The organism is Inquilinus sp. OTU3971 (genome assembly GCF_038440215.1).
This window is the reverse complement of the sequence record NZ_JASATH010000042.1, coordinates 1-23,883: the sequence shown is the minus strand read 5'-3', so window position 1 is coordinate 23,883 and position 23,883 is coordinate 1. Positions and strand designations below refer to the sequence as shown.

Annotated in this window: 21 protein-coding genes; 9 read left to right on the top strand and 12 right to left on the bottom strand. The window is 68.7% G+C overall.

Going from position 1 to position 23,883, the window contains the following annotated elements; genetic code table 11:
- Positions 1 to 142 precede the first annotated feature (142 nt).
- The 6 genes from AAHM41_RS13160 to AAHM41_RS13135 form a co-directional block, all read right to left on the bottom strand.
- The gene (locus AAHM41_RS13160) at positions 143 to 1,069 is read right to left on the bottom strand and encodes an ABC transporter substrate-binding protein (protein ID WP_342236998.1); all 927 of its coding nucleotides are present in this window, start codon (positions 1,067 to 1,069) and stop codon (positions 143 to 145) included.
- 80 nt (positions 1,070 to 1,149) lie between these two features.
- Positions 1,150 to 2,145 (bottom strand): ABC transporter permease subunit, encoded by a 996-nt coding sequence (locus tag AAHM41_RS13155; RefSeq protein ID WP_342236997.1) that lies wholly within the window; start codon positions 2,143 to 2,145, stop codon positions 1,150 to 1,152.
- Between the two features lie 14 nt (positions 2,146 to 2,159).
- Positions 2,160 to 3,707 (bottom strand): sugar ABC transporter ATP-binding protein, encoded by a 1,548-nt coding sequence (locus tag AAHM41_RS13150; protein WP_342236996.1) that lies wholly within the window; start codon positions 3,705 to 3,707, stop codon positions 2,160 to 2,162.
- Complete coding sequence (locus tag AAHM41_RS13145) at positions 3,688 to 4,944, bottom strand: ROK family transcriptional regulator (protein ID WP_342236995.1); 1,257 nt, start codon at positions 4,942 to 4,944, stop codon at positions 3,688 to 3,690. Before AAHM41_RS13145 ends, AAHM41_RS13150 begins: the two co-directional genes overlap by 20 nt.
- Before the next feature lie 150 nt (positions 4,945 to 5,094).
- Positions 5,095 to 6,483, bottom strand: coding sequence for a sensor histidine kinase (locus tag AAHM41_RS13140; RefSeq protein WP_342236994.1), 1,389 nt, complete (start codon positions 6,481 to 6,483; stop codon positions 5,095 to 5,097).
- A 1-nt stretch (position 6,484) separates the two neighbouring features.
- Complete coding sequence (locus AAHM41_RS13135; RefSeq protein ID WP_342236993.1) at positions 6,485 to 7,144, bottom strand: response regulator transcription factor; 660 nt, start codon at positions 7,142 to 7,144, stop codon at positions 6,485 to 6,487.
- A gap of 143 nt (positions 7,145 to 7,287) precedes the next feature.
- Here AAHM41_RS13135 and AAHM41_RS13130 point away from each other — a divergent pair, with 143 nt between their 5' ends.
- From AAHM41_RS13130 to AAHM41_RS13120, 3 genes are all read left to right on the top strand, one after another.
- The gene (locus AAHM41_RS13130; protein ID WP_342236992.1) at positions 7,288 to 8,094 is read left to right on the top strand and encodes a MipA/OmpV family protein; all 807 of its coding nucleotides are present in this window, start codon (positions 7,288 to 7,290) and stop codon (positions 8,092 to 8,094) included.
- A gap of 89 nt (positions 8,095 to 8,183) precedes the next feature.
- Positions 8,184 to 9,401 (top strand): efflux RND transporter periplasmic adaptor subunit, encoded by a 1,218-nt coding sequence (locus tag AAHM41_RS13125; protein WP_342236991.1) that lies wholly within the window; start codon positions 8,184 to 8,186, stop codon positions 9,399 to 9,401.
- 14 nt (positions 9,402 to 9,415) lie between these two features.
- Positions 9,416 to 12,712, top strand: coding sequence for an efflux RND transporter permease subunit (locus tag AAHM41_RS13120; RefSeq protein ID WP_342236990.1), 3,297 nt, complete (start codon positions 9,416 to 9,418; stop codon positions 12,710 to 12,712).
- Positions 12,713 to 12,860: 148 nt separating this feature from the next.
- Here AAHM41_RS13120 and AAHM41_RS13115 read toward each other — a convergent pair whose 3' ends face one another.
- Positions 12,861 to 13,472: a TetR/AcrR family transcriptional regulator gene (locus AAHM41_RS13115; RefSeq protein WP_342236989.1), complete on the bottom strand. Its 612-nt coding sequence runs from the start codon at positions 13,470 to 13,472 to the stop codon at positions 12,861 to 12,863.
- Positions 13,473 to 13,629: 157 nt separating this feature from the next.
- Between AAHM41_RS13115 and AAHM41_RS13110 the strand changes: the two genes are divergently transcribed.
- Together AAHM41_RS13110 and AAHM41_RS13105 are read left to right on the top strand one after the other, a co-directional pair.
- The gene (locus tag AAHM41_RS13110; protein ID WP_342236988.1) at positions 13,630 to 14,385 is read left to right on the top strand and encodes an SDR family NAD(P)-dependent oxidoreductase; all 756 of its coding nucleotides are present in this window, start codon (positions 13,630 to 13,632) and stop codon (positions 14,383 to 14,385) included.
- A 60-nt stretch (positions 14,386 to 14,445) separates the two neighbouring features.
- Positions 14,446 to 15,414, top strand: a complete 969-nt coding sequence (locus AAHM41_RS13105) for an SDR family NAD(P)-dependent oxidoreductase (protein WP_342236987.1) — start codon at positions 14,446 to 14,448, stop codon at positions 15,412 to 15,414.
- Positions 15,415 to 15,474: 60 nt separating this feature from the next.
- On the opposite strand, the gene AAHM41_RS13100 is transcribed toward AAHM41_RS13105, so the two are convergent.
- The 4 genes from AAHM41_RS13100 to AAHM41_RS13085 all read right to left on the bottom strand — a co-directional run bounded on the left by AAHM41_RS13100 (position 15,475) and on the right by AAHM41_RS13085 (position 18,889).
- Positions 15,475 to 16,263 (bottom strand): class I SAM-dependent methyltransferase, encoded by a 789-nt coding sequence (locus tag AAHM41_RS13100; protein ID WP_342236986.1) that lies wholly within the window; start codon positions 16,261 to 16,263, stop codon positions 15,475 to 15,477.
- Between the two features lie 12 nt (positions 16,264 to 16,275).
- Positions 16,276 to 17,205, bottom strand: a complete 930-nt coding sequence (metF, locus tag AAHM41_RS13095) for a methylenetetrahydrofolate reductase [NAD(P)H] (RefSeq protein WP_342236985.1) — start codon at positions 17,203 to 17,205, stop codon at positions 16,276 to 16,278.
- The gene (locus tag AAHM41_RS13090; RefSeq protein WP_342236984.1) at positions 17,202 to 18,152 is read right to left on the bottom strand and encodes an ArsR/SmtB family transcription factor; all 951 of its coding nucleotides are present in this window, start codon (positions 18,150 to 18,152) and stop codon (positions 17,202 to 17,204) included. Before AAHM41_RS13090 ends, metF begins: the two co-directional genes overlap by 4 nt.
- Positions 18,153 to 18,262: 110 nt before the next feature.
- Positions 18,263 to 18,889 carry an HAD family hydrolase gene (locus AAHM41_RS13085; RefSeq protein ID WP_342236983.1) on the bottom strand — a complete coding sequence of 209 codons (627 nt, stop codon included), beginning with the start codon at positions 18,887 to 18,889 and terminating at the stop codon, positions 18,263 to 18,265.
- A 66-nt stretch (positions 18,890 to 18,955) separates the two neighbouring features.
- Here AAHM41_RS13085 and maiA point away from each other — a divergent pair, with 66 nt between their 5' ends.
- Genes maiA through AAHM41_RS13070 form a run of 3 tightly spaced genes read left to right on the top strand, consistent with a single transcriptional unit; the run spans position 18,956 to position 21,794 of the window.
- Complete coding sequence (gene maiA / locus AAHM41_RS13080) at positions 18,956 to 19,597, top strand: maleylacetoacetate isomerase (RefSeq protein ID WP_342236982.1); 642 nt, start codon at positions 18,956 to 18,958, stop codon at positions 19,595 to 19,597.
- A 54-nt stretch (positions 19,598 to 19,651) separates the two neighbouring features.
- The gene (locus tag AAHM41_RS13075; protein ID WP_342236981.1) at positions 19,652 to 20,917 is read left to right on the top strand and encodes an MFS transporter; all 1,266 of its coding nucleotides are present in this window, start codon (positions 19,652 to 19,654) and stop codon (positions 20,915 to 20,917) included.
- Positions 20,904 to 21,794, top strand: coding sequence for an amidohydrolase family protein (locus AAHM41_RS13070; protein ID WP_342236980.1), 891 nt, complete (start codon positions 20,904 to 20,906; stop codon positions 21,792 to 21,794). Before AAHM41_RS13075 ends, AAHM41_RS13070 begins: the two co-directional genes overlap by 14 nt.
- Here the strand turns inward: AAHM41_RS13070 and AAHM41_RS13065 are convergent.
- On the bottom strand, positions 21,791 to 22,774 hold the full coding sequence (locus AAHM41_RS13065; RefSeq protein WP_342236979.1) for a quinone oxidoreductase family protein: 984 nt from the start codon (positions 22,772 to 22,774) through the stop codon (positions 21,791 to 21,793). The two genes, AAHM41_RS13070 and AAHM41_RS13065, sit on opposite strands and share 4 nt — an antisense overlap.
- Before the next feature lie 95 nt (positions 22,775 to 22,869).
- Here AAHM41_RS13065 and AAHM41_RS13060 point away from each other — a divergent pair, with 95 nt between their 5' ends.
- Positions 22,870 to 23,751, top strand: a complete 882-nt coding sequence (locus tag AAHM41_RS13060; RefSeq protein ID WP_342236978.1) for a LysR family transcriptional regulator — start codon at positions 22,870 to 22,872, stop codon at positions 23,749 to 23,751.
- The last annotated feature ends 132 nt before the right edge of the window (positions 23,752 to 23,883 follow it).

Below are 23,883 nucleotides of genomic sequence, written 5' to 3'. Positions count from 1 at the left end.
CGGCTCGATCGTTCCTCCAGAGTTACGCCGGACGAATCGGCAGGGCCATGGCCGATCGCGCCGGGTCTGCCATGCACGGCGACGTCGGACAGGACGCCTGGATTGGGTTCGCGGTCCGCGAACCCAATCCAGGCGGCGAGGCTTACTCCCCGGTCCAGCCCTTGTAGTCGTTGACGTTGTCGCGGGTGACCAGGGTCGAGGGGATCAGGGTCGGGTCCTGCGCCGGCTTCTGGCCGTTGAGCAGGCCGACGCCCTCCTGCACCGCCTTGCGGGCCATGAAGAACGGGTCCTGGGCCGAGGAGGCCTGCACCAGCGTGCTGCCCTTCAGCGCGGCGACGATATCCGGCGCGCCGTCGACCGAGGTGATGACGATGTCGCTGCGGCCGAGCTGCTTGGCCGCCAGGTCGGCGCCGATCGCGGTCGGGTCGTTGATGGCGAAGACGCCGTCGATCTTCTCGAACCGGGTCAGCAGGCTCTGCATCACCGCCAGGCCGCCGTCGCGCGAGCCCTTGGCGTCCTGGTCGCCGGACAGGATCTCCAGGTCCGGCAGCTTGTCCCAGACGTTGTGGCAGCCCTTGACCCGGTCGGTCACGGCCGAGACCTGGGGGCCGTTGACGATGACGACGTTGCCTTTGTTGCCCAGCTTGTCGGCGATGTATTTGCAGGCGATCTCGCCGGCCTGGACGTTGTCGGTCGTCACCGTGGCGTCGGCGCCCTCGGCCGCGGTGTCGACCGCGACCACGATGATGCCGGCGGCCTGGGCCTTCTTGATCGCCGGCCCGATCGCCTTCGGGTCGCCCGGGTTGAGCAGGATCATGTCGACGCCGGCGGCGATGAAGTTGTCGATCTGGGTGAACTGCTTGCCCAGGTCGTAGTCGTAGCCGACGGCCTGGACCTCGACATCCGGATTGGTCTTCTTCGCCTCGAACTCGGCGCCCTTGGCCAGGGCGACGAAGAACGGGTTGCCCATCGAGCCGAGCGAGACGCCGATCTTCTTGAGATCCTTGGCCTCGGCGGCACCGACAGACAGCGCCAGCGCGACGCCGGCGAGCAGGATGTGTTTCAGCACGTGGTTCCTCCCCTGGTCTGTGCGATTGGAGCCGGCGGGCGACCAGAGGTCCCGCCGGCCCGTTCCGGATGGTCGGAAACTCAGGTGCGGGCCGATCCCTGCAGGCGCAGCCGGTCGAGCGCGACGGCGCCGATGATGATCAGGCCCTTGATGATGTACTGCCAGACGTCGGGCATGCCGACCAGGATCAGCCCGTTCGACAGCACGGCGATGATCAGCGCGCCGACCAGCGTGCCCCAGATCGAGCCGATGCCGCCGACGAAGGAGGTGCCGCCCAGGATCACCGCGGCGATCGCGTCGAGCTCGTAGCTGGTGCCGAGCTGGGTCCCGTTGGCGGCGTAGAGCCGGGCGGCCGACATCACCCCGCCGAGGCCGGCGAGCAGGCCGGAGGCGCCGTAGACGAACAGCAGCACCCGCCAGACCTTGATGCCCGACAGCCGGGCCGCGTCCGGGTTGCCGCCGACCGAATAGATGTGCACGCCCAGCACCGTCCGCCGCAGCACCAGCCAGGACAGGACGATCACCAGGAAGGCGATGATCACCAGCCAGGGCACGCCGAAGAGGGTGCCGTTGCCGATGAAGTCGAAGGCCAGGGACGGGTTGAACACGGTGGTGTCGTCGCCCAGCAGCCGGGCGATGCCGCGCACCGCGGTCAGCGACCCCAGCGTGACGATGAAGGGCGGCAGCCGCAGGAAGGCGATCAGCGCCCCGTTGGCGAGGCCGAAGCCGAGGCCGCAGAGCAGGCCGAGCGGGATGCCGAGCAGGCCGGCATCCGGGATCAGCGATCCCAGCACCGCGACCATGGCGGCGGCCGCCAGGATCGAGCCGACCGACAGGTCGATGCCGCCGGTCAGGATGACGAAGGTCATGCCGGCGGCCAGCACGGTGTTGATCGAGGCCTGCTGCATCACGATCGAGGCGTTCTGCCAGGAGGCGAAGCGGCCGTTCATCGCATAGAAGGCAATGCACAGCAGGATCAGCACCGGCAGCATGCCGACGGTCCGGATCAGGCCCTGGATCATCAGCCGGCGTTCGGCGTCGCGGTTGACGGCGGAGGTTGCGGCGTTGTCGGCCATGGAATGACGATCCCTTACTGGACGGTGACGGGGTCGGTGATGCCGGTGGCGAGGGCCATGATCGCCTCCTGGGTCAGCGGGCGGCCGGAGGCGCCGCCGGCCTCGCCCTCGATCCGGCCCTCGCGCATCACCAAGGCGCGGTCGGCGATGCCGATCACCTCCGGCAGCTCCGAGGAGATGACGATGATGCCGATCCCGGCCTTCGCCAGCCCGTCGATGATGCGGTAGATCTCCGACTTGGCGCCGATGTCGACGCCGCGCGTCGGCTCGTCGAGGATCAGGATGCGCGGCTTGGTCTCCAGCAGGCGCGACAGCAGCACCTTCTGCTGGTTGCCGCCGGACAGCGCGCCGACCGTGACCTCCGGATTGGCCACCCGGATCTTCAGCGCGGCGATGGCGTCGCGGGCCCGGATCTTGGCGCGGGCGCGGTCGAGCACGCCGCCGGCCCCGGCGTCGGTGCCGCAGACCACGAGGTTGATGTTGTCCTGCACCGACATGTCGAGAAACAGGCCCTGGCCTTTGCGGTCCTCGGTCAGGTAGGCGATGCCGGCGGCGATGGCGTCGCCAGGACCGTGGATCCGCAGCGGCTTGCCGTCCAGGCTGACCTCGCCGGATGTCTTCGGCTCGGCGCCGAAGATCAGCCGCGCCAGCTCGGTGCGGCCGGACCCGACCAGGCCGGCGATGCCCAGCACCTCGCCCTCGTGCAGCTCGAAGCTGCAGCCGCGCACCCGGTGCCCGTCGCTGATGTCGCGGACCGAGAACACCACCCGGCCGCGGCTCTGATGCGCGTCATGCTCCTTCTTGTAGAAGCCGGAGATGTCGCGCCCGACCATCATCTTGACCAGCGCCTCGGCGGACAGGCCATCGCGGTCCAGCGTGCCGACATAGCTGCCGTCGCGCAGCACCGAGACGCGGTCGGACAGCTCGTAGATCTCCGACATCCGGTGGCTGATGTAGATGATCGCCAGCCCCTCGGCCTTGAGCCGGCGGATCAGCTCGAACAGCCGGTCGGTTTCGCGCGCCGACAGCGCCGTGGTCGGCTCGTCCATCACCAGGATGCGGGCCTGGGCGTGGATGGCGCGGGCGATCTCGACCAGCTGGCGCTCGGCGATCGACAGGGTGCCGACCAGCGTGGTCGGGCGGAAGCCGGCGCCGAGCCGCCTCAGCACGTCCTCGCAGCCGGCCAGCATCGCCTTGCGGTCGACGAAGGGGCCGGATTTCGGCTCGCGGCCGAGATAGATGTTCTCTGCCACGCTCAGGTTCGGCGACAGGCTGAGCTCCTGGTAGATCACGGCGATGCCGAGCTGTTTGGCGGCGAGCGGCCCGTCGATCGCCACCTCACGGCCGTCGAGGCGGATGGTGCCGCCGGCATCGGCCTGGTAGGCGCCGGACAGCACCTTCATCAGGGTCGACTTGCCGGCGCCGTTCTCGCCCATCAGGGCGTGGATCTCGCCGGGATAGACGGTCAGGTCGACCCGGGTCAGCGCCCTCACCCCCGGGAAGGTCTTGGAGATGCCGTGCATCTCCAGGATCGGCGTGGGGCTAGTCTGCGGCTGCAGCATGGTCGCGCCATCCTCTCTCGTCGGCGCTGCGGGTCAGGATCGAGGCCCGCGGCGAGAAGCTGAAGAACATCGGCAGGCTGGCGGCGCCGATGGCGCCGGCATCGCAGCCGAAGGTGCCGTGCAGCAGGCGCGGCGGCAGGCCGGCCTCCGGCACGGTGGCGGCCAGCCGCACCTGCAGCCGGCCGATCAGGGCGTCGATCAGCCCGTCGTCGATATCGGCGTCGATGATCACGCTGCGCACCTCCAGCAGGGCGGTGGCGGACCAGATCGCATCGGTCAGGGCGTCGACGCAGTCCTCGACCCATTCCGCCACCGGTGGCCGGCCGGCGGCGATCGCGGCCTTCAGGTCGGCGCGGCTGCCGCCGGGCAGGCCGTGAAAGACGAGATGGCGCGACAGCGCGTTCAGCGAGGCGCGGGTCAGCAGGATGTCGCGGCCGTCGGCGGGGGATGGGGCGGAGGCGAGGCGCCCCGGCCCGACCGGCAGCAGCGCTACATCGCCGGCATTGCCGGTCGGGCCGCGCAGGCAGTCGCCGCCCAGCACCACGCCGCCGCCGATGGCGGGGCCGATGAACAGGTACAGGAAATCGTCGATGCTGCGGCCGATGCCGTAGAACAGCTCGGCCACCGCGGCTGCGGTGCCGTCGTTCTCGCCGAAGACGGGCAGGCCGGTCGCCACCTCCAGCATCGCGGCGAAATCGGCCGTGTCCCAGGTGGCGAAATCCGCCGGCGGCAGGTCCAGCTGGTGCAGCCAGGCGCCGAGATTATAGGGCTGGGCCAGGCCGATGCCGGCCAGCTTCGGCCGGTCGGCCGGGGCGAGGACGGCCAGCAGCTCGGCCACGTCCTGGCGGGCGATGCGCAGCGCCTCGGCCGGGGCGGGCAGCAGCCCGTCATGGCTGCGGCGGGCGATCACCGCGCCGCCGAAATCGATCAGCACCGACTCCATGCTGCGCCGGTCCAGCCGCACGCCGATGCCGTAGGCGCCCTTCGGCGCCAGCCGGTACAGGGTGGCGGGCTGGCCGCGGCCGCCGTCATGGCGCTTGCCGAGCGAGACGATCAGCCCGTCCGCCTCGAGCTGCGCGATGATGCCGCCGATTGCGGTGTTGGTCAGGTCGGCCAGCCGGGCCAGCTCGGCCTTCGACGCCTCGCCGGCGCGGCGCAGGGTCTGCAGCACCAGCCGCTCGTTGTAGCGGCGGAGCTGCACCGAATTCGTGCCGCGGCGGATGGCGGACCGTCGCACTTCCTTCCTCTCCTCCCGGGCGCGTTAATTAATTGAACGTGATGGAATTAATCCCGACAGGCTGCCCGCGTCAAGGGACAGTTTCTCTCGTTCCTGTGTGGGGCTGCGACAGGAACTCTCCGCCGCTGCGCAGCGGGGCCGCCGGGGCCGTCATCCATAGTGCGAGGTACGGAGGTCCGGCGGCAACACCGGCGGCAGCGCGCCGGGCAGCCGCAAGCGGACGTGCAGCCCGCCGAGCGCGCCGGGTTCTAGCCGGTCCACCGGCACATACATGCGCCGGCACAGCTCGGCGACGATCGAAAGGCCGAGACCGACCCCATCGCCGCCGGAGCGCCCGAGCCGTTGGAACCGCTCGAACGCGCGCTCGAAGGCTTCCGCCGACAGGCCGGGGCCGTCGTCCTCCACCAGCAGGTCGATGGCGGCCGGCTGGCCTCGCGCGACCGTGACGATGACCCGGCCCGGCGAGGCGGCATACTTCACCGCGTTCTCGACGAGGTTCCGCAGCACGATCGCCAGCAGCTCCCGGTGGCCCGTGACCGCGGCCGACCGGGGCGATTCCAGCGTGACCTCCACGTTGCGCTCATTGGCCGATGGCACCAGGTCGGCGATGACCGACTGAACGAGCTCGACCAGATCGATGCGGCTGCCAGGGCGCCGCGTGAGGTCGATCGACTGTGACCGGGCGACGTCGAGCAGCTGCGCGACCAGCCGGCCCGCCCGGTCCGTGGCCTCCAGGATGTTGGCGAAGCGCGGTTGGATGCGCTCGGGCAGGTCGCCTTCGAGGGCTTCCACCTGTGCCCGGATCGCGGTCAGCGGGGTGCGGAGCTCATGGGCCGCGTTCGACACGAAGTCGCGCTCGTGCTCCAGCACCAGCTGCAGCCGTGCCATCAGGCCGTTGAGCGCGTGGGCGACCCCTCGCAGCTCGCTCGGGGCCTCGGTCTCGTCGAGCGGAGCGAGGTTCTCCTCGCTCCGGTCGCGGACCTGGTCGGCGAATGCGCCGAGCGGCTTCAGGCCGGAGCGGATGCCGAAGTTCAAGACGAAACGCACCAATGCCGTCGCGATCAGGACATAGCCCGCCACCAAACCAGCCACCTGGAGAGAGGAGACCAGTGGCTCGTACGTGTCGATGCCGATCACGACCCGTGTGCCGGTACGCTCGTCCTCAAAGCTATCGATCGTCCGCGGCTCACCGCCGATTTCGACATTGCCTTTCGTGGGCAGGGCCAGCAGTTGCTCCGGTGGCAGCGGCTCCGAGGCATAAAGCAGCTGCCCGTCCCGGCTGATCACGACCAGGTAGTCGTCGAGGTCGACGTCGAAGTCGGAGCTTTGCTGCGGTCTGAACAACGGAAACACCGTCGGCGACGCCGGCTGTGTCGAGGCGAAGGCCAGCATCAGCTGTGCCGTGTGAGCGGTCCGGCTGTGGAACGACTCGTTGTACTCCAAGGCGACGGCAACCACGATCAGGAGGGATGCCGGCGCCCAGACCGCCGCGATCAGCCAGGCCAGCCGGCGCTGCAGGCGCGCACGGATAGACGTCATGCTACTCTCTCGGCAGCATGTAGCCGACCCCACGGATCGTCTGAACCAAGTCGGCGCCGAGCTTGCGGCGGATCTGCGAGACGAACACTTCCAGCGTGTTGCTCTCGGCCTCTCCGTTCCAGCCGTAGAGGTGGTCCTCGAGAACGTGCCGGGTGAGCACCCGACCCTGGTTCTCGACGAACATCAGCAGCAGCGCGAACACCTTGGGCGTCAGCGTGATGCTTTCGCCGCCGCGCAGCACGGCGAAGGACGCGGGATCGATCCACAGGTCCCGATACTGCAGGGCTTCCGACCTGCGGTCGCCGCGGCGACGGGCAAGCGCGCGGCAGCGGGCCATCAGCTCCTCCATGGCGAAGGGCTTGACCAGATAGTCATCGGCGCCGAGGTCGAGGCCGCGCACCCTGGTGTCCAGCTCGTAGCGTGCGCTCAGGATCAGGACACGAAGGTCGTGGCCGGCGGCCCGCTGCTCCCGCAGGATCTCAAGGCCGTCCCGGTCCGGCAGGCCGAGGTCGAGGATCATCAGGTCGAAGGCGTCCAGCTCGGTCATCCCGTCGAGGCCGGCGGCGTCCTGGAGCCAGTCGACGGTCATGCCGGACCGGGTCAGGCGTGCGCGGATGGCGTCGCCGATCAGCGGGTCGTCCTCGACAAGCAGGATGCGCATCACTCACTCCCGGTGGCTCGGGCGACAGCATCCCATCGGAACCTGAAACGAAGCTGAATCGCCACCTTCGTCACGTTCAGGTCCGGTTCAGGTGCCGCTGGCAGGGTCGGCGCCGCATCCGACCTAACATAGGCGAAAACAAGATGAGACGCGCATTCTTCGGCCGCGGGCTGTTCCCGGCGGCGACCCTTTGCGTCACTGCGGCGGTCCAGACGGCGGCGGGAAGTGCAGTGGCCCAGGACGAGCCTCCGGCGGAATGGTCGTTCACCCTCGGCGGCGGCGGCATGTATGCGCCGGACTACGAGGGGTCCGACGACTACTCAGTGATGCCGCTGCCGTTCGTAGAGGTGTCCTGGCGAGATCGCATTCGTCTGAGCGGACTGGGGATCTATGCTACCCCATTCATGACCGATGGCCTGCGGTTCGATCTCGGGGTTCGGTACGATTTCGGGCGCTACGAGGACGACAACGACGCCCTGAAGGGGCTCGGCGATCTGGAAGTCGGCGCTGTGGCGGTGGTCCGGCTCGGCTACGAGGCCGGTCCCGTGAGCCTCGGCCTGGAGGTTGCCCGTGACCTGACCGGCGACCGCAACGGGCTGACAGCGACCGCCGAGGCGGAATACGGGATTGAGCTGCTGGATGACGTCCGGCTCAACGTGAAGCCGCACCTCACCTGGGCCGACGACGAGTACATGAGCAACACCTTCGGCATCACCGCAGCCCGGGCCGCACGATCCGCCCGCGGGCTCGCCAGCTACGATGCCGGCAGCGGCCTGAAGGACGTCGGCATCGATCTCGGCATCGGATACATGATGACCGACTCGATCTACGTCATGGGCCAGGTCGGTTACAGCCGGCTGCTCGGTGACGCCGCCGACAGCCCGCTGGTCGACGACGAGGGCAGCGCCGATCAGCTCTCCGCGATGCTCGGCTTGACCTACCGCTGGTAACGGAGCGAGGGAGCGGCAGATGCGCTCTCCGCTTCCACCCTCCCCCAAGCCTGCTGGACGACAGCTCGACCGAGGATCGGTGAGGTGAAATGGTTTCGCTTTTCTGTCGTGGCGGCCGACTGAAGCCTTGGGGGCTTCTGTTGTTCAGCGCCCGCGTGGCGGTTGCGGTCATCCTGAACTTCGGCGTCCTGGCCGAGGAAGCGGCAAGGCCGGACCGGCAGCGTATACTGCCGTGGATCGTTGTCGCCGAGGCTGTCGAGCGCAGGATCGGCGACCATGTTCTCGCGACCGGCTCGATCGAGGCCGTCGACGAGATCCATGTTTCGCCGCTCGTGGACGGGCTTCCGATCCGGACCTTGAACGCCGATATCGGAGACCGGGTCGAACAGGGCAGCACGCTGGCCGTCCTCAACGACGACGCGCTGCTTCTGGAGAAAGACCAGCTCGAGGCCGGAGTCGCCAGGGCGGAGGCCGCGCTCATCCAATTCCAGGCGCAGCTTGTCGAAGCCAGGGCGAATTCGGAGGAGGCGACGCGCGTCGCCCATCGCGCCGAGCTGCTATCGGCCAACAGGACGGTCTCGCGGGCGGAGGTCGACCGGCTGAAGGCATTGGCCACCGCCTCGGGCGCCCGCCTCCGTTCGGCGGAGCAATCCCTGAGCATTGCGGCAGCGGATGTCAGGCTGGCCCGCTCGCAACTCGATGACATCGACCTGCGTCTCGCCCGCACAGCCGTCAAGGCTCCCGTCGGCGGCGTGATTTCCGCCAGGAATGCCAAGGTGGGCGGCGTCGTCGCCGGCAGTGGTCTGCCGCTCTACACGATCATCCGCGACGGCCTCATCGAGATGAAGGCCGAAGTGGCGGAGGCCGACCTCATCAAGCTCGCGGTGGGGCAGTCCGCAGCGGTCAGGCTCGCCGGCAGCAGCACGATCGTCCAGGGCAAGATCCGCATGGTGAGACCGACGGTCGATCCGCAGACGCGTCTCGGCACCGTCCACATCACCCTGGCCGATACGGCCAAGGCCCGGGCGGGCATGTATGCGAGCGCAACCATCATCGCCGAAGAGAAGCAGGCGGTCGTCCTGCCGCGGACGTCCGTCACGTCAGCGCACGGCCTATCCACGGTCCGCAAGGTCGAGGACGGCGTCGTGCGGCTGGTGCCGGTGACGGTCGGCATTCAGGACGGGCCGTTCGTCGAGATCCTCTCGGGCCTCGAGGCGGGCGAGCTGGCGGTGGCGAAGGCCGGCGCCTTCGTGCGCGACGGTGACCGGATCATTCCGGTCAAGCCGGCCCAGTCGTTCACCAACTGACCGGACTCGAGACCATGAACCTCTCTGCCTGGTCGATCCGCAATCCGGTCGCGCCGATTCTGACGTTCTTCGTGCTCGTCGTGCTGGGCTGGCAATCGTTCAACGCCTTGCCGATCACGCAATTCCCGAACATCGACATCCCGATCGTCTCGATCGTCGTCACGCAGAGCGGCGCCACGCCGGTCGAACTCGAAACCCAGGTCACCAAGCTGATCGAGGACGAGGTCGCCGGCATCTCCGGCGTCGATCACATCGAGTCGACGGTCACCGACGGGCGATCCACGACGTCCGTCACCTTCCGCCTGGAAGTGCCCACGGCCCAGGCCGTACAGGATGCCAAGGATGCGGTCGACCGGATCCGCGGCGATCTTCCGGCCGCGATCGATCCCCCGATCGTATCGAGAATTGAGTTCGAAGCTCAGGCGATCCAGACCTTTGCGGTCTCCTCGCCCGGCATGACGCTCGAGGAACTCTCCTGGTTCGTCAACGATACGATCATCAGGGCCATCCACGGTCAGCGTGGCATCGGCCGCGTCGAGCGCTACGGCGGCTCTGATCGCGAGGTTCGTGTCGAGCTCGATGCCGATCGCCTTGACTCCTTCGGAATCACCGCCGCCGACGTCAACGGGCAACTCCGCCGGATGAACCTCGATCTCGGCTCCGGCCGCGGCCAGATCGGCGGCAGCGAACAGGCGATCCGCATGCTGGGCGATGCGCGCGACGCGGCCAGGCTCGCCGACACGATGATCTGGCTGCCGAACGGCCGTTTCGTCCGGCTGTCCGAACTTGGCCAAGTGGCCGATACCGTTGAAGAGCCGCGGTCGTTTTCCCGCTTCAACGGGACTCCGGTCGTCACGTTTTCCGTGTTCCGGGCCAAGGGCGCCAGCGAGGTGAGCGTCGCCGAAGTGGTGGTCAAGACGCTCGACGACATCCGCGCGAAGCACCCGGACGTCACCATCGAGATGGTCGACGATGCGGTCTCCATCGCCTATGGGACCTACCAGGCCGCAGTTGACGCTCTGATCGAGGGCGCGCTCCTCGCCGTCCTCGTCGTGATGGTGTTCCTGCGCAACTGGCGATCGACACTGATCGGGGCGATCGCCCTGCCGCTGTCGGCCGTTCCGACCTTCTGGGTCATGGACCTCCTCGGCTTCTCGCTGAACCAGGTCAGCCTGCTCGCCGTGACGCTCGCGACGGGCATCCTCGTCGACGACGCGATCGTGGAGATCGAAAACATCGCGAGGCACATCCGGATGGGCAAGTCTCCCTACCGTGCCGCGATCGATGCCACGGACGAGATCGGCCTCGCGGTGATCGCCACCACCTTCGCGCTGATCGCGGTTTTCCTGCCGGTCTCCTTCATGCCGGGCATCCCCGGGCAATACTTCATCCAGTTCGGCCTGACGGTCGCCGTCTCCGCCTTCTTCTCGCTCCTGGTCGCCCGGCTGATCACGCCGGTCATGGCGGCCTATCTGATGCGCCCGACGGATATCGGCGACGACTGCCATGGCCGCGACGACAGCGGCATCACGAAACTCTATACGGCCCTCCTCGGCGTCACGACCCGCTGGCGCTATGCGACACTGCTCGCCGCCCTCGGCTGCCTGGCCGTCTCTGTTTACGTCATGGCCCAGATCCCGGGCAGCTTCATACCGCCGGAGGACGACTCGCGCATCAACCTGGCGGTCGAGCTGCCGCCGGGCGCGATGCTTGAGGATACGGACCGGACGACGACGGCCATCCATGACCGGATCAAGGATATCGATGGCGTCAGGAACGTCCTGGTGCTCGGCGGCGCTTCGCCGCGCGGCGATCTCGAGTTGCGGCTCGCCACCGTCACCGTGCTTCTCGAGCCGCTCGACCATTCGCTCTTCACCAAGGTCGTCGACACCGTGGTCGGCTGGAGTCGGGTGTTCGAACTCTACATACCGAGGCCGCCATCGGTTGGCCGCACCAGGCCTCAATCGCAGATCGAAGCGGACATCCTCGGCCGACTGCGTTCGATCCCCGATGCTCGCATCTTCAAGATCAATGAAGAGGGCACGCACGACCTGTCCTTCAACCTGCTGTCCAACACCGAAGCGGATTTGGACAAGGCGGTCGCACTTCTGGAGACAAAGCTGCGCGGCGATCCGCTGCTCGCCGATGTGAGCGCGGACGGTTCCCTGCCCCGGCCGGAACTGCAGATCCGGCCACGCGACGACCGGATGGCGCGACTTGGCGTCATGCCGGAGCAGGTTTCTCAGGTCATCCGCGTCGCCACCATCGGCGATATCGATGAGCAGTTGACGAAGATCGCGCTCGACGGGCGGCTGATCCCGATCCGTGTGCAGCTCGACAGCGACTTCCGCACCGACATCGCCGCGATCCGCAACCTGAAGGTCGAGACCGGCTCCGGATCGACCGTTCCGCTGTCCAGCGTCGCGGACATCGACACTTCGGAAGGACCCAGTTCGATCAGGCGCTACGACCGCCACCGCGTCGTTGCGCTCGGCGCGAACCTGCCGGCCGGCGTCGCACTCGATACCGCGTCCGAACACTTCCGGGAGCTTGCGGCCGAGGCCGGCCTTCCTGCGGCCGTCCAGTTCTTCGAAAGCGGCGATGTCGAGCTGCAGGCCGAAGTGCAGCAGAGCTTCGCCAATGTGATGATCCTGGCCCTGATGCTGGTGCTGGCCGTCCTGATCCTGCTCTTCAGGGACGTGGTGCAGCCCTTCACCATCCTGTTCTCGCTGCCGCTCGCCATCGGCGGTGTCGCGGCCGGCCTGATTTTGACCCAGAACGCGCTCTCGATGCCGGTGCTGATCGGCATCCTCATGCTGATGGGCGTCGTCAGCAAGAACGCGATCCTGCTCGTCGACTTCGGTGTCGAGATGGTGCGTGCCGGCATGGACCGGACGGTCGCGATCATCGAGGCCGGGCGCAAGCGGACGCGGCCGATCGTCATGACCTCGATCGCGATGTCCGCAGGCATGCTGCCTTCGGCCCTCGGCGTCGGCGAAGGGGGCTCCTTCCGCGCCCCGATGGCGATCGCCGTCATCGGCGGCATCATGGTTTCGACGGTCCTGAGCCTCGTCGTCGTTCCCTCCGTCTTCCTCATCATGGACGACCTCTCGCGGCTGCTCGCCCGCATATTGGGCCGCTGGGTCGGCAAGAAGGACGAGGAATGCCTGCCGCTCGATCGCGAGGCCCTTGCCAGGCTTGCCGCCGAGCAGGGCAGGGCGGTCGAAAGCCTGGGAGAGCGCGTCAGGAGGCTGGAGGAAGAGCGGAGCAGCAAATCCGACCGCAAGGTTGCCAGAGGCCATTCGGCTTGAATTGCGCGACCACCGGCAGAATCCGCAAAGCCCCGTGGCTCTGGGGCGTCCTCGAACTCTACGGCGTCGGTTTGGATGACTTCTCGTGACGACTGCTTGGCGCCGACGGCGAGAACTGCCCGACGCCCGGCGCCCTTCTCACCAAGGTTTAGGATGACGTTGCGGAAGGCGTGGAACCACCTGTAGGCCAGGTGGACAGCGCCTGCTCGGCAACGGCCTTCAGCATCTCGCGGCTGAAGCCGGCTTTGGCCTGCACCGCCATGCCGTGAGTGACAGCCATCACGAACGCCGCAAGGGCATCGGATCTGGCCGTCTCCGGCAAGTCACCTTTGGCCTTCGCCCGTTCGAACCGTTCGCGAAGCTGCGCCTGACCAGCCGCGCGAAACTCGATCAGCGCCTGCCGCACAGGTTCCGCTTCATCCGATCCCGCCAGGGCCCCATTGATACCGAAACACCCCGTATGGTCGGGATAGCGCGTGTTGAGGTCGGCTGCGTTGTACAGGATGTGCGCAGCGACCTCCCGCGCTGTGGGGAGCTGCAGCGCCTCCGGAATGTAGCCCAGATATCGCTCCTCATAGCGAGCCAGGGCTTGGCGGAAGAGCGCTTCCTTGTTGCCGAAGGCTGAATAGAGGGCGGGTCTCTCTACGCCGGCAGCCTCGGTCAGGTCAGCGTAGGAAGCGCCCTCGTAGCCCTTGCGCCAGAAGACGCATAGCGCGGCGTCGAGCGCTTTCTCGACGTCAAATTCGCGACGGCGCCCCATCAGTCCGGCCCAGCTTTTTTCATAATGGACGTTACTAAACCGCTTGACAGCTTCTGTCCAGATTTCATACCAGTCGTTATAGTAACGGACGTTACGAAAAGAGCTGGCGGCTCGCTAGGGTCGAGCGGCGCCTCGATCGCGCACAGAAGGGATCCTCATGTCCAACACGTTGAAGGGTAAGGTCGCTCTCGTTACCGGCGGCTCGCGCGGGCTCGGCGCTGCGGCGGCGGAGGCCCTGGCCGAGCAGGGAGCGGACGTTGCGATCAGCTATGTCGCGTCGGCCGGGAAGGCCGAAGCTGTGGTCGAGAGGCTGAAGGCGAAGGGCGTCCGGGCTCTCGCGATCCGCAGCGACCAGGCCGACATGGCCGCGGCCAGGCCGCTGGTCGACACCGTGGTGGCGTATTTCGGCAAGCTCGACATCCTCGTCAACAATGCGGCGATCGCCGTGCAGGGCAAGACGGTCGACGATCCCGATCTCGACACGGTCAACCTCGATCGTCAGTGGCAGATCAACGTCATGGGCGCGGTGGCGACCACGCGCGCGGCAGCGCCGGTGCTGCCGGATGGCGGCCGGATCATCTTCATCGGCTCCCTCCTGGGCAGCCGCATCCCGTTCACCGGCGTCGCCGACTATGCGGGAACCAAGGCGGCCATCGCCGGATATGCGAAGGGCGTCGCCCGCGATCTCGGCGGGCGCAATATCACGGTCAACATCGTCCAGCCCGGCATCATGCCCACCGACATGGCGGCAGCGGTGCGCGACAAGCTGCCCGATGCGATCATGGACCTGCACCCCATCCGTCGGATCGCGACGCTTGAGGAGGTGTCGGCCATCGTCTGTTTTCTGGCGGGGCCGAACGGCGGCTACATCACCGGCGGCGTGATCGACGTGGCCGGCGGCCTGCAAGTCTGAGCGTCGAAGATCAGGACTGAAAAGGTCCAAGCTCCTGCACACGCAATTGAAGGAAAAGAGATGACCGGGACGTTCGGTGCAAAGTCGACCGCCGACCAGGTGCTTTCCGGCGTTGATCTCAAGGGAAAGCGATTTCTCGTTACGGGTGCATCGTCGGGCATTGGGCTTGAAACCGCCCGATCACTGGTCTCTCACGGCGCCAACGTCGTCGGCGCGGTCAGGGACCCCGCCAAGGCCGAGCCGGCCATGGCACCGGTCCGTGAGGCCGCGTCGCAAGGGGGTGGCAGCCTGGCGTTGATCGAGCTCGATCTGGCATCCTTGCAGAGCGTTCGCGCCTGCGCGGACAAGCTGCTGGCTGACGGCCGGCCGTTCGATTCCATCATCGCCAATGCCGGCGTCATGGCAACTCCGTTCGGCCGGACGGTTGACGGCTTCGAAGTCCAGTTCGGAACCAACCATCTCGGTCATTTCGCTTTGATCAATCGGATCGAGCCGCTGCTCGCCGATAACCGGCGCGTGGTGGTGCTGTCGTCCCAGGCTCATCGCGTCGCCGATGTCGACCTGGACGATCCGAATTTCGAGCGAAAGGCATATGACCCATGGGCCGCCTATGGCCGATCGAAGACGGCCAACTCTCTCTTCGCAGCGGAATTCGACAGGCGGCATCGCGATCGCGGCCTCCGGGCTGCGTCGGTGATGCCCGGGAACAGCATCACCGGTCTCCCCCGCCATCTCTCGCAGGATGACCTGCAGAGCCTGTTCGAGATTGTCGGCAAAGCGCGCGCCGAAGCGGGTCTTCCGCCGGCAGAGCTGAAGGAAATCCCGCAGGCGGCGGCTACGTCGGTCTGGGCCGCAGTCGTGGCCAACAAGGACGAGATCGGCGGACGCTATCTCGAAGACTGCGCGGTCGCGCCGATCAATGACATGCCCAACCCGTTTGCCGACGGCGTAAGGTCGTATGCGCTCGACGCCGACAAGGCCAGGCAGCTTTGGGCGAAAAGCGAGGAATTGATCAGCGCCGCGTCGTGAAGGTTATCGCGCACATCCGAACGCAATCATCCATTCCACGTTCGGGCTCGACCAGTCCGCTCAGGCGAGATCCGGCAGCTCGGCGATCCGCCACAGGCCCAGCGCCTTGTCGCGATAGGCGCCGCCCTCCTCGGTGCAGCCCTCGACGATGACGCGGTGCGGCGCCGGCAGGCCGAAGGGCGGGCGCTGCAGGTTCAGCGGCCGCCAGTCGCCGTCGGCGATGACGCGGTTGCCCTGCAGCTCCAGGAAGGTGGTGGTCAGCAGCCAGGTCGAGCCGGAGCGGCGGAGATTGGCGAAGGCCGCAGTGATGCTCTCGGCCGAGAGATGCACCAGCCAGGTCGAGCCGGAGCGGCGGAGATTGGCGAAGGCCGCAGTGATGCTCTCGGCCGAGAGATGCACCAGGCAGTCGCGGCATAGCACGACATCGGCCTTCGGCAGCGGGTCGCGGGTCAGGTCCAGGCGCAGGAAGCGGCGCCGGCCGGTCTCGCCGTAGCGCACGATGTTCTTGGCGACCAGGTCGGCGACGATGTCGCCGCCGGTGTAGGAAATGCCTTCGAGGTCGACGCGGCTCATCCAGCCGAAATCGCCGCATGGCAGGTCGAGCAGCGAGGTGGCGCCGAGCTCGCGCAGCAGGGCCGGGATCGCGTCACGCAGCCGGGCGGTGCCGTCCAGGCCGGAGCCGAGGCCCGAGCGCGATTCCTCGGCGCCCCAGACATTGTTGCGCCAGATGTAGTCGAAGGTGTCGGCCAAGCCCAGCCCGGCCAGCGCCCCGGTGTGCCGGCGGTAGACGCGCTGCGCCAGGGCTTCCGGCCGGTCGGCGTCGGAGAGCGGGTTCCGCTCATTGGCCATGGCGAGGACCTCTCAGGCGGCGCAGGCCTCGGCGCGGCGGGGGCGGATGCCGAGGAAGCGGCAGATCGCCAGGGTCAGCTCGGCCCGGTTCAGGGTGTAGAAGTGGAACTCCTCCACCCCGTGGGTCTGCAGCAGGCGGCACTGCTCGACCGCGACCGAGGCGGCGACCAGCTGGCGCGTGTCCGGGGTCTCGTCCAGCCCCTCGAACAGCATCTCCAGCCAGTCCGGTATGCTGGCGCTGCAGGCCTGCGCGAACTCCTTGGTCCGGGCGAAGTTGGTGATCGGCAGGATGCCGGGCACGATCGGCAGGCGGATGCCGGAAGCGGCGGCGCGGTCGCGAAAGCGCAGGAAGGCCTCGGTGTCGAAGAAGAACTGGGTCAGGGCCCGGTCGGCGCCGGCATCGGCCTTGCGCTTCAGGTTGTCCAGATCGAACTCCGGCGACGGCGCCTCCGGATGCGTCTCCGGATAGGCCGCGACCGAGATGTCGAAGGGGGCGATGCGGCGCAGCCCGGCCACCAGGTCGGCGGCATAGGCATAGCCGTCCGGCCGCACCTCGTAGGAGGCGGTACCGCGGGGTGGGTCGCCACGCAGCGCCACGATGCGGCGGATGCCGGCGGCCCACAGGGCGCGGGCGAGGTCGTCGATTTCCTCGCGCGAGGCGCCGACGCAGGTCAGGTGCGAGGCGGCGGGCAGGCCGCTTTCGTCCTGGATCTTGGTGACGATGCCGAAGGTGCGCTCGCGGGTCGACCCGCCGGCGCCGTAGGTGACCGAGACGAAGTCCGGCGCCAGCGGCGCCAGCCGCGTCACCGTCTCCATCAGTGTCGCCTCCGCCGCCTCGGTCCTCGGCGGAGAGAACTCGAAGCTGACGATCGGATCGCGGCGGCCGGCTTCGGTTGCTGCACTCGAATGGGGGGCATTCGCGTGGGGCAGGTGGGTCGTCATGCTGCGGCCTTCCGTTGCGCCGCCCGCCTGGCGGGCCAGATGGTGACAGTCAGGGGGGCGCCGGGCAGATGCACCGGCGGTTCGGCATCGAAACCGGCCCGCTGCAGCCAGCGGGCAAAGATGTCGTCGGGGAAGCCGAGCCAGCGATGGGCGTGCTCGCTGCGCAGGTTCTCGACGTCGTGCGGCGCGAAATCGGCGACGATCAGCCGGCCGCCGGGGCGCAGCACGCGCGCCGCCTCGGCGATCGCCGCGGCCGGATCCTCGAGGTGGTGCAGCACGTGGTGGACCAGCGCGACATCGAAGGATTCGCCGGGCAACGGCAGCTGGTACAGGTCGCCCTGGCGCACCTGGCAATGGCGCTGCAGCCCGGCGCGCTCGATATTGGCGCGGGCCACCGACAGCATCTCGCGCGACAGGTCGATGCCGACGGCGCGGCGCACCCGTTCGCCCAGCAGGATCAGCATCCGGCCGCTGCCGGTGCCGAGGTCGAGCAGGTCGCCGATCTCGCCGGGCGGCAGCAGGTCGAGGATCGCCTGCTCGACCGCGCTGTCGGCGATATGCAGGGTGCGGATGTCGTCCCAATGCGAGGCGTTGTCGCGGAAATAGCCGGCGGCCATCTCGGCGCGCTGGCGCTTCACCGCCTCCAGCCGCTCGAGGTCCAGCCCGACCGTGGCGTCGGCGTCGGGGATCAGGTCGACCAGGCTGCGCGCCAGCTCGGCCACGGCGCCGGTCTCGGCCAGCCGGAAGAAGGCGAATGTGCCCTCGCGGAAGCGGTCCAGCAGCCCGGCCTCGGCCAGCAGCTTGAGGTGGCGCGACACGCGCGGCTGGCTCTGGCCCAGGATCTGCGTCAGGTCGGTGACCGACAGGTCACCATGGGCGCACAGCATCAGGATCCGAAGCCGTGTCGGCTCGGCCGCCGCTTTCAGCCCCTGCAGCAGACGCTCCACGACCCTCAGGCCTCCCGCTCAGCACCACACATGAGAGCCACGATACCAAACTCTCAGCAAGACATAAACATGTCTTTATGTGTTTGTGTAAGCGGTTGGACCCTGCCGCCCTACAGCGCCCCCATCTCGGTCAGCTCCCACCGCGCCTGCTCCGGCGACTCGAAGCGGATCGCGCGCATGCCGACGGCGCGGGCGCCGACGACGTTGTCCGGGTTGTCGTCGATGAAGATGCAGTCGGCGAGGGTGAGGCCGAAGCGGGTCTCCAGCAGCCGGTAGATCCGCGCATCCGGCTTCAGCAGCTTCTCGTGGGCCGAGACGATGACGCCGTCGAACCAGCCCAGGAACGGCCATTTGGTCAGGGCCAGCGCGAATTTCTCGGCCGAGAAGTTGGTGATGGCGTAGACCTTGTCACCGCGCTCCTTCAGCCCTTTCAGGATCTCGACCGTGCCCTCGATGACATGCGGCACCATCTCCTCCCAGCGCTCGTCGAAGGCGCGGATCAGGGGTTCGTGATGCGGGAACTCGGCGACCTTGGCGGCGATCGCCTCGGCGAAGGGCGTGCCGCCATCCATCGACAGATTCCAGTCATGGGTGCAGACTTCGGCCAGGAATGCTTCCATCGCCGCCTCGTCCGTGAACAGCTTGCGATAGAGATGCCGCGGATTCCACTCGAGCAGCACGGCACCGATGTCGAAGACGACGGTGGGGCGCCCCGAGGTCGAGTGTGACGAGGACATGGCAACAGGCTCCGCTTCGGGCTATGTGGATTCGCTGGTAGCACGCGGGGAAAGCTGACCCAAGCCATGAAGCTGCACACCTATTATCGCTCCTCGGCCGCCTATCGGGTCCGCATCGCCATGGCGTTGAAGGGGCTCGACTATGATTCGGTGTTCCACCATCTGCGCCGGGGCGAGCAGGCGGCCGAGCCTTACCGCTCGCTGAACCCGCAGAAGCTGGTGCCGGCCCTGGAAGGCGAGGGGGCGGTGATCACCCAGTCGCTGGCGATCATCGAGTATCTGGAGGAGACGCATCCCGCGCCGCCGCTGCTGCCGCCGGACCCGGCGGGCCGCGCCCGGGTGCGGTCGATCGCGCTGTCGATCGCCTGCGAGATCCATCCGGTCAACAATCTGCGCGTGCTGCGCTACCTGCGCTCGCCGCTCGGCCATGACGAGGCGGCGATCGAGGCGTGGTACCGGCATTGGGTGGCCGAGGGGTTCGGCGCGCTGGAGACCCAGCTGTCGCGGTCGCCGGAGACCGGCGCCTTCTGCCATGGCGCGATGCCGACCATCGCCGATTGCTGCCTGATCCCGCAGCTCTACAACGCCCGCCGCTTCGACTGCGACCTCAACCCCTATCCGACGCTGCTCGGGATCGAGGAGCGGGCGGTGGCGCTGCCGGCCTTCGCCGAGGCGGCGCCGGAGCGCCAGGGCGACGCAGAAGCCTGAGCGCCGACATCGTCGGCGTGCCGGGGGGCGCGCCGGGCAACCACGAGGGGCAGCATGACGACCGAGACGATCGACACCAGCCCGACCGACTGGTTCCAGGAGATGTCGCCGCCGGAGCGGCGGACCTTCTGGGCCTGCTTCGCCGGCTGGGGCCTGGATGCGATGGACGTCCAGATCTACAGCTTCGTGATCCCGACCATCATCGCGCTGTGGAGCCTGACCAACGCCCAGGCCGGCCAGATCGCCACGGTGACGCTGCTGTGCTCCGCCGTCGGCGGCTGGGCCGCGGGCCTGCTGGCCGACCGCATCGGCCGGGTGCGGACGCTGCAGCTGACCATCCTGTGGTTCTCGGTCTTCACCTTCCTCAGCGGCTTCGCCCAGAGCTTCGAGCAGCTCTTGATCGCCCGCGCCCTGATGGGCTTCGGCTTCGGTGGCGAATGGGCGGCCGGCGCGGTGCTGATGGGCGAGGTGATCCGGGCCGAGCATCGCGGCAAGGCGGTCGGCACGGTGCAGTCGGGCTGGGCCATCGGCTGGGCGATCGCGCTGATCGTCAAGACCATCCTGTTCCTGGCCTTCGACCCGTCCGTCGCCTGGCGCTACCTGTTCTTCATCGGCATCGTGCCGGCGATCCTGGTGTTCTTCCTGCGCCGCTTCGTCGACGAGCCGCCGGTGTTCGCCGAGACGCAGCGCCGGATCGCCGAGACCGGCGACCGGCCCGGGCTCTTGGAGATCTTCTCCGGCCCGGTCTTGAAGATCACCATCCTGACCTCGCTGCTGACCACCGGCGCCCAGGGCGGCTACTACGCCATCACCACCTGGCTGCCGAGCTACCTCAAGGGCCAGGGCCTGTCCGACATCGGCAGCAGCGGCTACCTCGCCGTGGTCATCGCCGGGTCGTTCACCGGCTATCTGGTCGGCGCCTATCTCGCCGACCGGATCGGGCGGAAGATGCTGTTCTTCGTGTTCTCGGCCTGCGCCATCATCATGGTGTTCGCCTATACCAGCCTCAACCTGAGCAACGAGGTGGTGCTGATGCTGGGCTTCCCGCTCGGCTTCTTCGGCTCCGGCTATTTCAGCGGCGTCGGCGCCTTCCTGACCGAACTGTTCCCGACCCGGGTGCGCGGCTCGGGCCAGGGCTTCGCCTACAACTTCGGCCGCGGCGTCGGCGCCCTGTTCCCGATGCTGGTCGGCGCTCTCAGCGCCGGCATGCCGCTGGGCCGGGCGATCGCGATCTTCGCCATCGGCGCCTATGCCCTGCTGTTCATCGCCGCGATGGCCCTGCCCGAGACCAAGGGAAAGACGCTGCATGCCGATGGCTGAGCCGCTGCCCACCGCGCCGCTGTGCCAGGGCCCCGACCCGGCGCCGCGGCCGCCGCGCCGGGTCCTGCTGCCGGATGGGGCCTGCGACACCCACGCCCATGTCATCGGTGGGCTGCCCGGCTATTCCCTGGTCGCCAGCCGCAGCTACACCCCGCCCGAGGCGCCGCCGGCCGCCTATCTCGGCATGCTCGACGCCGTCGGCATGGGCCGTGGCGTGCTGATCCAGGTCAGCGTGCACGGCACCGACAACCGGCTGATGGTCAAGACGCTGGCGGCTAATCGCGGCCGGCTGCGCGGCATCGCCGTGGTCGGGGCCGACGCGCCGGACGCCGAGCTGGCCCGGCTGAAGGAGGCCGGCGTGGTCGGTCTGCGCCTCAACGTGCTGTTCGGCGGCGGCGTCGGCTTCGACCAGCTGGAGCGCCTTGGCGACCGCTGCCGCGAGCTCGGCTGGCACCTGCAGTTCCTGCTCGACGCCCGGACGCTGCCGGAGCTGGCGTCGCGGCTGGAGCGGCTGCCGGTGCCCTTCGTCATCGACCATATGGGCCACATGCCAGTCTCGGCCGGCATCGACCATCCCGGCTTCCAGGCGCTGCTCGGCCTGCTGCGCCGGGGCAGGGGCTGGGTCAAGCTGTCCGGCGCCTTCCGCGTCTCGACGGCCGGCCCGCCCTATGCCGACACCATCCCCTTCGCCCGCGCCCTGGTCGAGGCCGCGCCGGACCGGATGGTGTGGGGCAGCGACTGGCCGCATGTCGCCCATCCCGGGGCGATGCCGAATGTCGGCGACCTGCTCGACCTGCTGGCCGACTGGGTGCCCGACCCCGTCCAGCGCGACGCCGTCCTCGCCGCCAACCCGGCGCGGCTATACGGGTTCGGCTAGACCTCCAGCAGCACCGACCCGCTGGTGCGGCCGGCCTCCAGTGCCCGGTGCGCCTCGGCCGCCTCGGCCAGCGGGTGGACGGCGCCGATCAGCGGCCGCAGCCCGGCATCGACCTCGGCCAGCACCTCGGTCGCGGCGCAGGGATAGATCGCCGGGTCGGGCAGGTAGTGGCGCAGCACGCTGGGCCGGGCGAGCGCGATCGACCGCGCCGGCCCGAGCTCGCCGACATCGATCTTCGGCAGGCTGCCGCCCACCTGGCCGAGGCTGGCGACCAGGCCATAGGGCGCCATGGCGTCGAAGGTCCTGAGCAGCGTGTCGCCGCCGACGCCGTCGATCGCCATGTCGGCGCCGCGCCCGCCGGTGGCCTCGCGCACCGCGGCGACGAAATCGGTCTCGCGGTAGAGGATCACGTGGTCGACGCCATGCGCCTTCGCCACCTCCGCCTTGCGGGCATCGCCGACCGTGCCGATCACGGTGGCACCGCGCCGCTTGGCCCATTGCGTCGCGATCACGCCCACGCCGCCGGCCGCGGCCTGGATCAGCACCGTGTCGCCGGGGCGCAGCGGCCGCACCCGCTCGAACAGCATATGGGCGGTCAGGCCGCGCACCAGCACCGCGGCGGCGACGTCGAAGCCGATCGCGTCGGGCAGGCGGATGGCGCGGTCGGCCGGCAGCAGGCGGCGTTCGGCGTAGCTGCCGGCGGGTAGCCCGGCATAGGCGATGCGGTCGCCTTCGCGGAGACCGCTCACGCCCGGCCCGACCCGCTCGACCGTGCCGGCGCCCTCGACGCCCAGCCCGGCCGGCAGGGCCGGCTGACCGTACAGCCCGGTGCGGTGATAGATGTCGACGAAGTTGACGCCGGCGAAGCTCTGCCGGACCAGGATCTCACCGGGGCCGGGCTCGGCCAGGACGACGGTGTCGAGCGACAGCACCTCGGGCCCGCCGGTGGCGTGCAGGCGGATGGCGCGGGTGGTGGACATGCGGCCTCCTCGGATTGCGACCGGCCGAAGATGGGGCCGGGAAAATTCGTTCGGAATTCCGGGAATTCGCACGAGATCCGTGCAAGATTGCACGGATGGAATGGGGTGACGTCCGCTACTTCCTCGCTTTGGCTCGGGCCGGATCGCTGGCCGCCGCCTCGCGCCGACTGGGCGTCGAGCACACCACCGTCGCCCGCCGGGTCGACGCGCTGGAGGCGGCGCTGGATACGCGGCTGTTCGACCGGCTGCCGCGCGGCTGGCGCCTGACCGCCGAGGGCGAGCGCCTGGTCGACGACGCGACCAGGCTGGAGGAGGAGGCGCTGGCCTTCGCCCGCCGGGCCGCCGGCGGCACCGGCGTCGCCGGTCCGGTCACGGTCTCGGCCCCGCCCTTCCTCGCCAACCACTTCGTGGCGCCGCGGCTGGGGCCGTTCCTGGCCGCCCATCCCGGCATCGTGCTGACCCTGGTCGGCGAAAAGCGGGCGGCGCTGCTGGGCCAGCGCGAGGCCGACATCGTGCTGCGCCTGTCGCGGCCGACCGAGCATGGCGCCGTGGCCCGCCGGGTCGGCACCATGGCCTTCGGCCTCTACGCCGCGCCGTCCTATCTGGCGGGCCGGCAGCCGGAGGACTGGGTGTTCCTGGGCGACGACGAGTCCTCGGGCGAGCTGCCGCAGCATCGCTGGATGCTGGGCTTCGCCGGGCCGCGGCCGCTGGTGCTGCGCAGCAACGACATGACGACGCTGCTCACCGCGACCCGCGCCGGCATCGGCATCGCCGCCTTGCCCTGTTTCGTCGGCGAGGCCGATGCCGGCCTGACCTGCGTCGAGGCCGACCGCGACGGCGTCGGCAGCCGCGAGATCTGGATCGGCATCCATGAGGACCTCCGCCGCTCCCCCCGGATGCGGCTGGCGATGGACGCGATCGCGGAAATCTTCACCCGCGAACGCCGGCTGCTGGAAGGAGCTGCCTCTGCCGCGTAGCAAGGTTGGGTTCGCGGTAGCGAACCCAACCTACGCGCCGACGATCGTTACGTCCCCGTTGCCGCCCGCAGCGCCTGGTCGAGGGGGGGGGGGGTGTGGGCGGCCGCGTGGAGGCCGCGAGGCCGGCGGCGC

Excerpts from the sequence above, each read along its gene's own strand:
- AAHM41_RS13075 (WP_342236981.1), top strand. The coding sequence starts at position 19,652 with ATGACGACCGAGACGATCGACACCAGCCCGACCGACTGGTTCCAGGAG.
- AAHM41_RS13125 (WP_342236991.1), top strand. The coding sequence starts at position 8,184 with ATGGTTTCGCTTTTCTGTCGTGGCGGCCGACTGAAGCCTTGGGGGCTT.
- AAHM41_RS13130 (WP_342236992.1), top strand. The coding sequence starts at position 7,288 with ATGAGACGCGCATTCTTCGGCCGCGGGCTGTTCCCGGCGGCGACCCTT.
- AAHM41_RS13110 (WP_342236988.1), top strand. The coding sequence starts at position 13,630 with ATGTCCAACACGTTGAAGGGTAAGGTCGCTCTCGTTACCGGCGGCTCG.
- AAHM41_RS13060 (WP_342236978.1), top strand. The coding sequence starts at position 22,870 with ATGGAATGGGGTGACGTCCGCTACTTCCTCGCTTTGGCTCGGGCCGGA.
- AAHM41_RS13120 (WP_342236990.1), top strand. The coding sequence starts at position 9,416 with ATGAACCTCTCTGCCTGGTCGATCCGCAATCCGGTCGCGCCGATTCTG.
- AAHM41_RS13140 (WP_342236994.1), bottom strand. The coding sequence starts at position 6,483 with ATGACGTCTATCCGTGCGCGCCTGCAGCGCCGGCTGGCCTGGCTGATC.
- AAHM41_RS13155 (WP_342236997.1), bottom strand. The coding sequence starts at position 2,145 with ATGGCCGACAACGCCGCAACCTCCGCCGTCAACCGCGACGCCGAACGC.
- AAHM41_RS13150 (WP_342236996.1), bottom strand. The coding sequence starts at position 3,707 with ATGCTGCAGCCGCAGACTAGCCCCACGCCGATCCTGGAGATGCACGGC.
- metF (WP_342236985.1), bottom strand. The coding sequence starts at position 17,205 with ATGACGACCCACCTGCCCCACGCGAATGCCCCCCATTCGAGTGCAGCA.
- AAHM41_RS13135 (WP_342236993.1), bottom strand. The coding sequence starts at position 7,144 with ATGCGCATCCTGCTTGTCGAGGACGACCCGCTGATCGGCGACGCCATC.
- AAHM41_RS13065 (WP_342236979.1), bottom strand. The coding sequence starts at position 22,774 with ATGTCCACCACCCGCGCCATCCGCCTGCACGCCACCGGCGGGCCCGAG.
- AAHM41_RS13105 (WP_342236987.1), top strand. The coding sequence starts at position 14,446 with ATGACCGGGACGTTCGGTGCAAAGTCGACCGCCGACCAGGTGCTTTCC.
- AAHM41_RS13070 (WP_342236980.1), top strand. The coding sequence starts at position 20,904 with ATGCCGATGGCTGAGCCGCTGCCCACCGCGCCGCTGTGCCAGGGCCCC.
- maiA (WP_342236982.1), top strand. The coding sequence starts at position 18,956 with ATGAAGCTGCACACCTATTATCGCTCCTCGGCCGCCTATCGGGTCCGC.
- AAHM41_RS13115 (WP_342236989.1), bottom strand. The coding sequence starts at position 13,472 with ATGGGGCGCCGTCGCGAATTTGACGTCGAGAAAGCGCTCGACGCCGCG.
- AAHM41_RS13100 (WP_342236986.1), bottom strand. The coding sequence starts at position 16,263 with ATGGCCAATGAGCGGAACCCGCTCTCCGACGCCGACCGGCCGGAAGCC.
- AAHM41_RS13085 (WP_342236983.1), bottom strand. The coding sequence starts at position 18,889 with ATGTCCTCGTCACACTCGACCTCGGGGCGCCCCACCGTCGTCTTCGAC.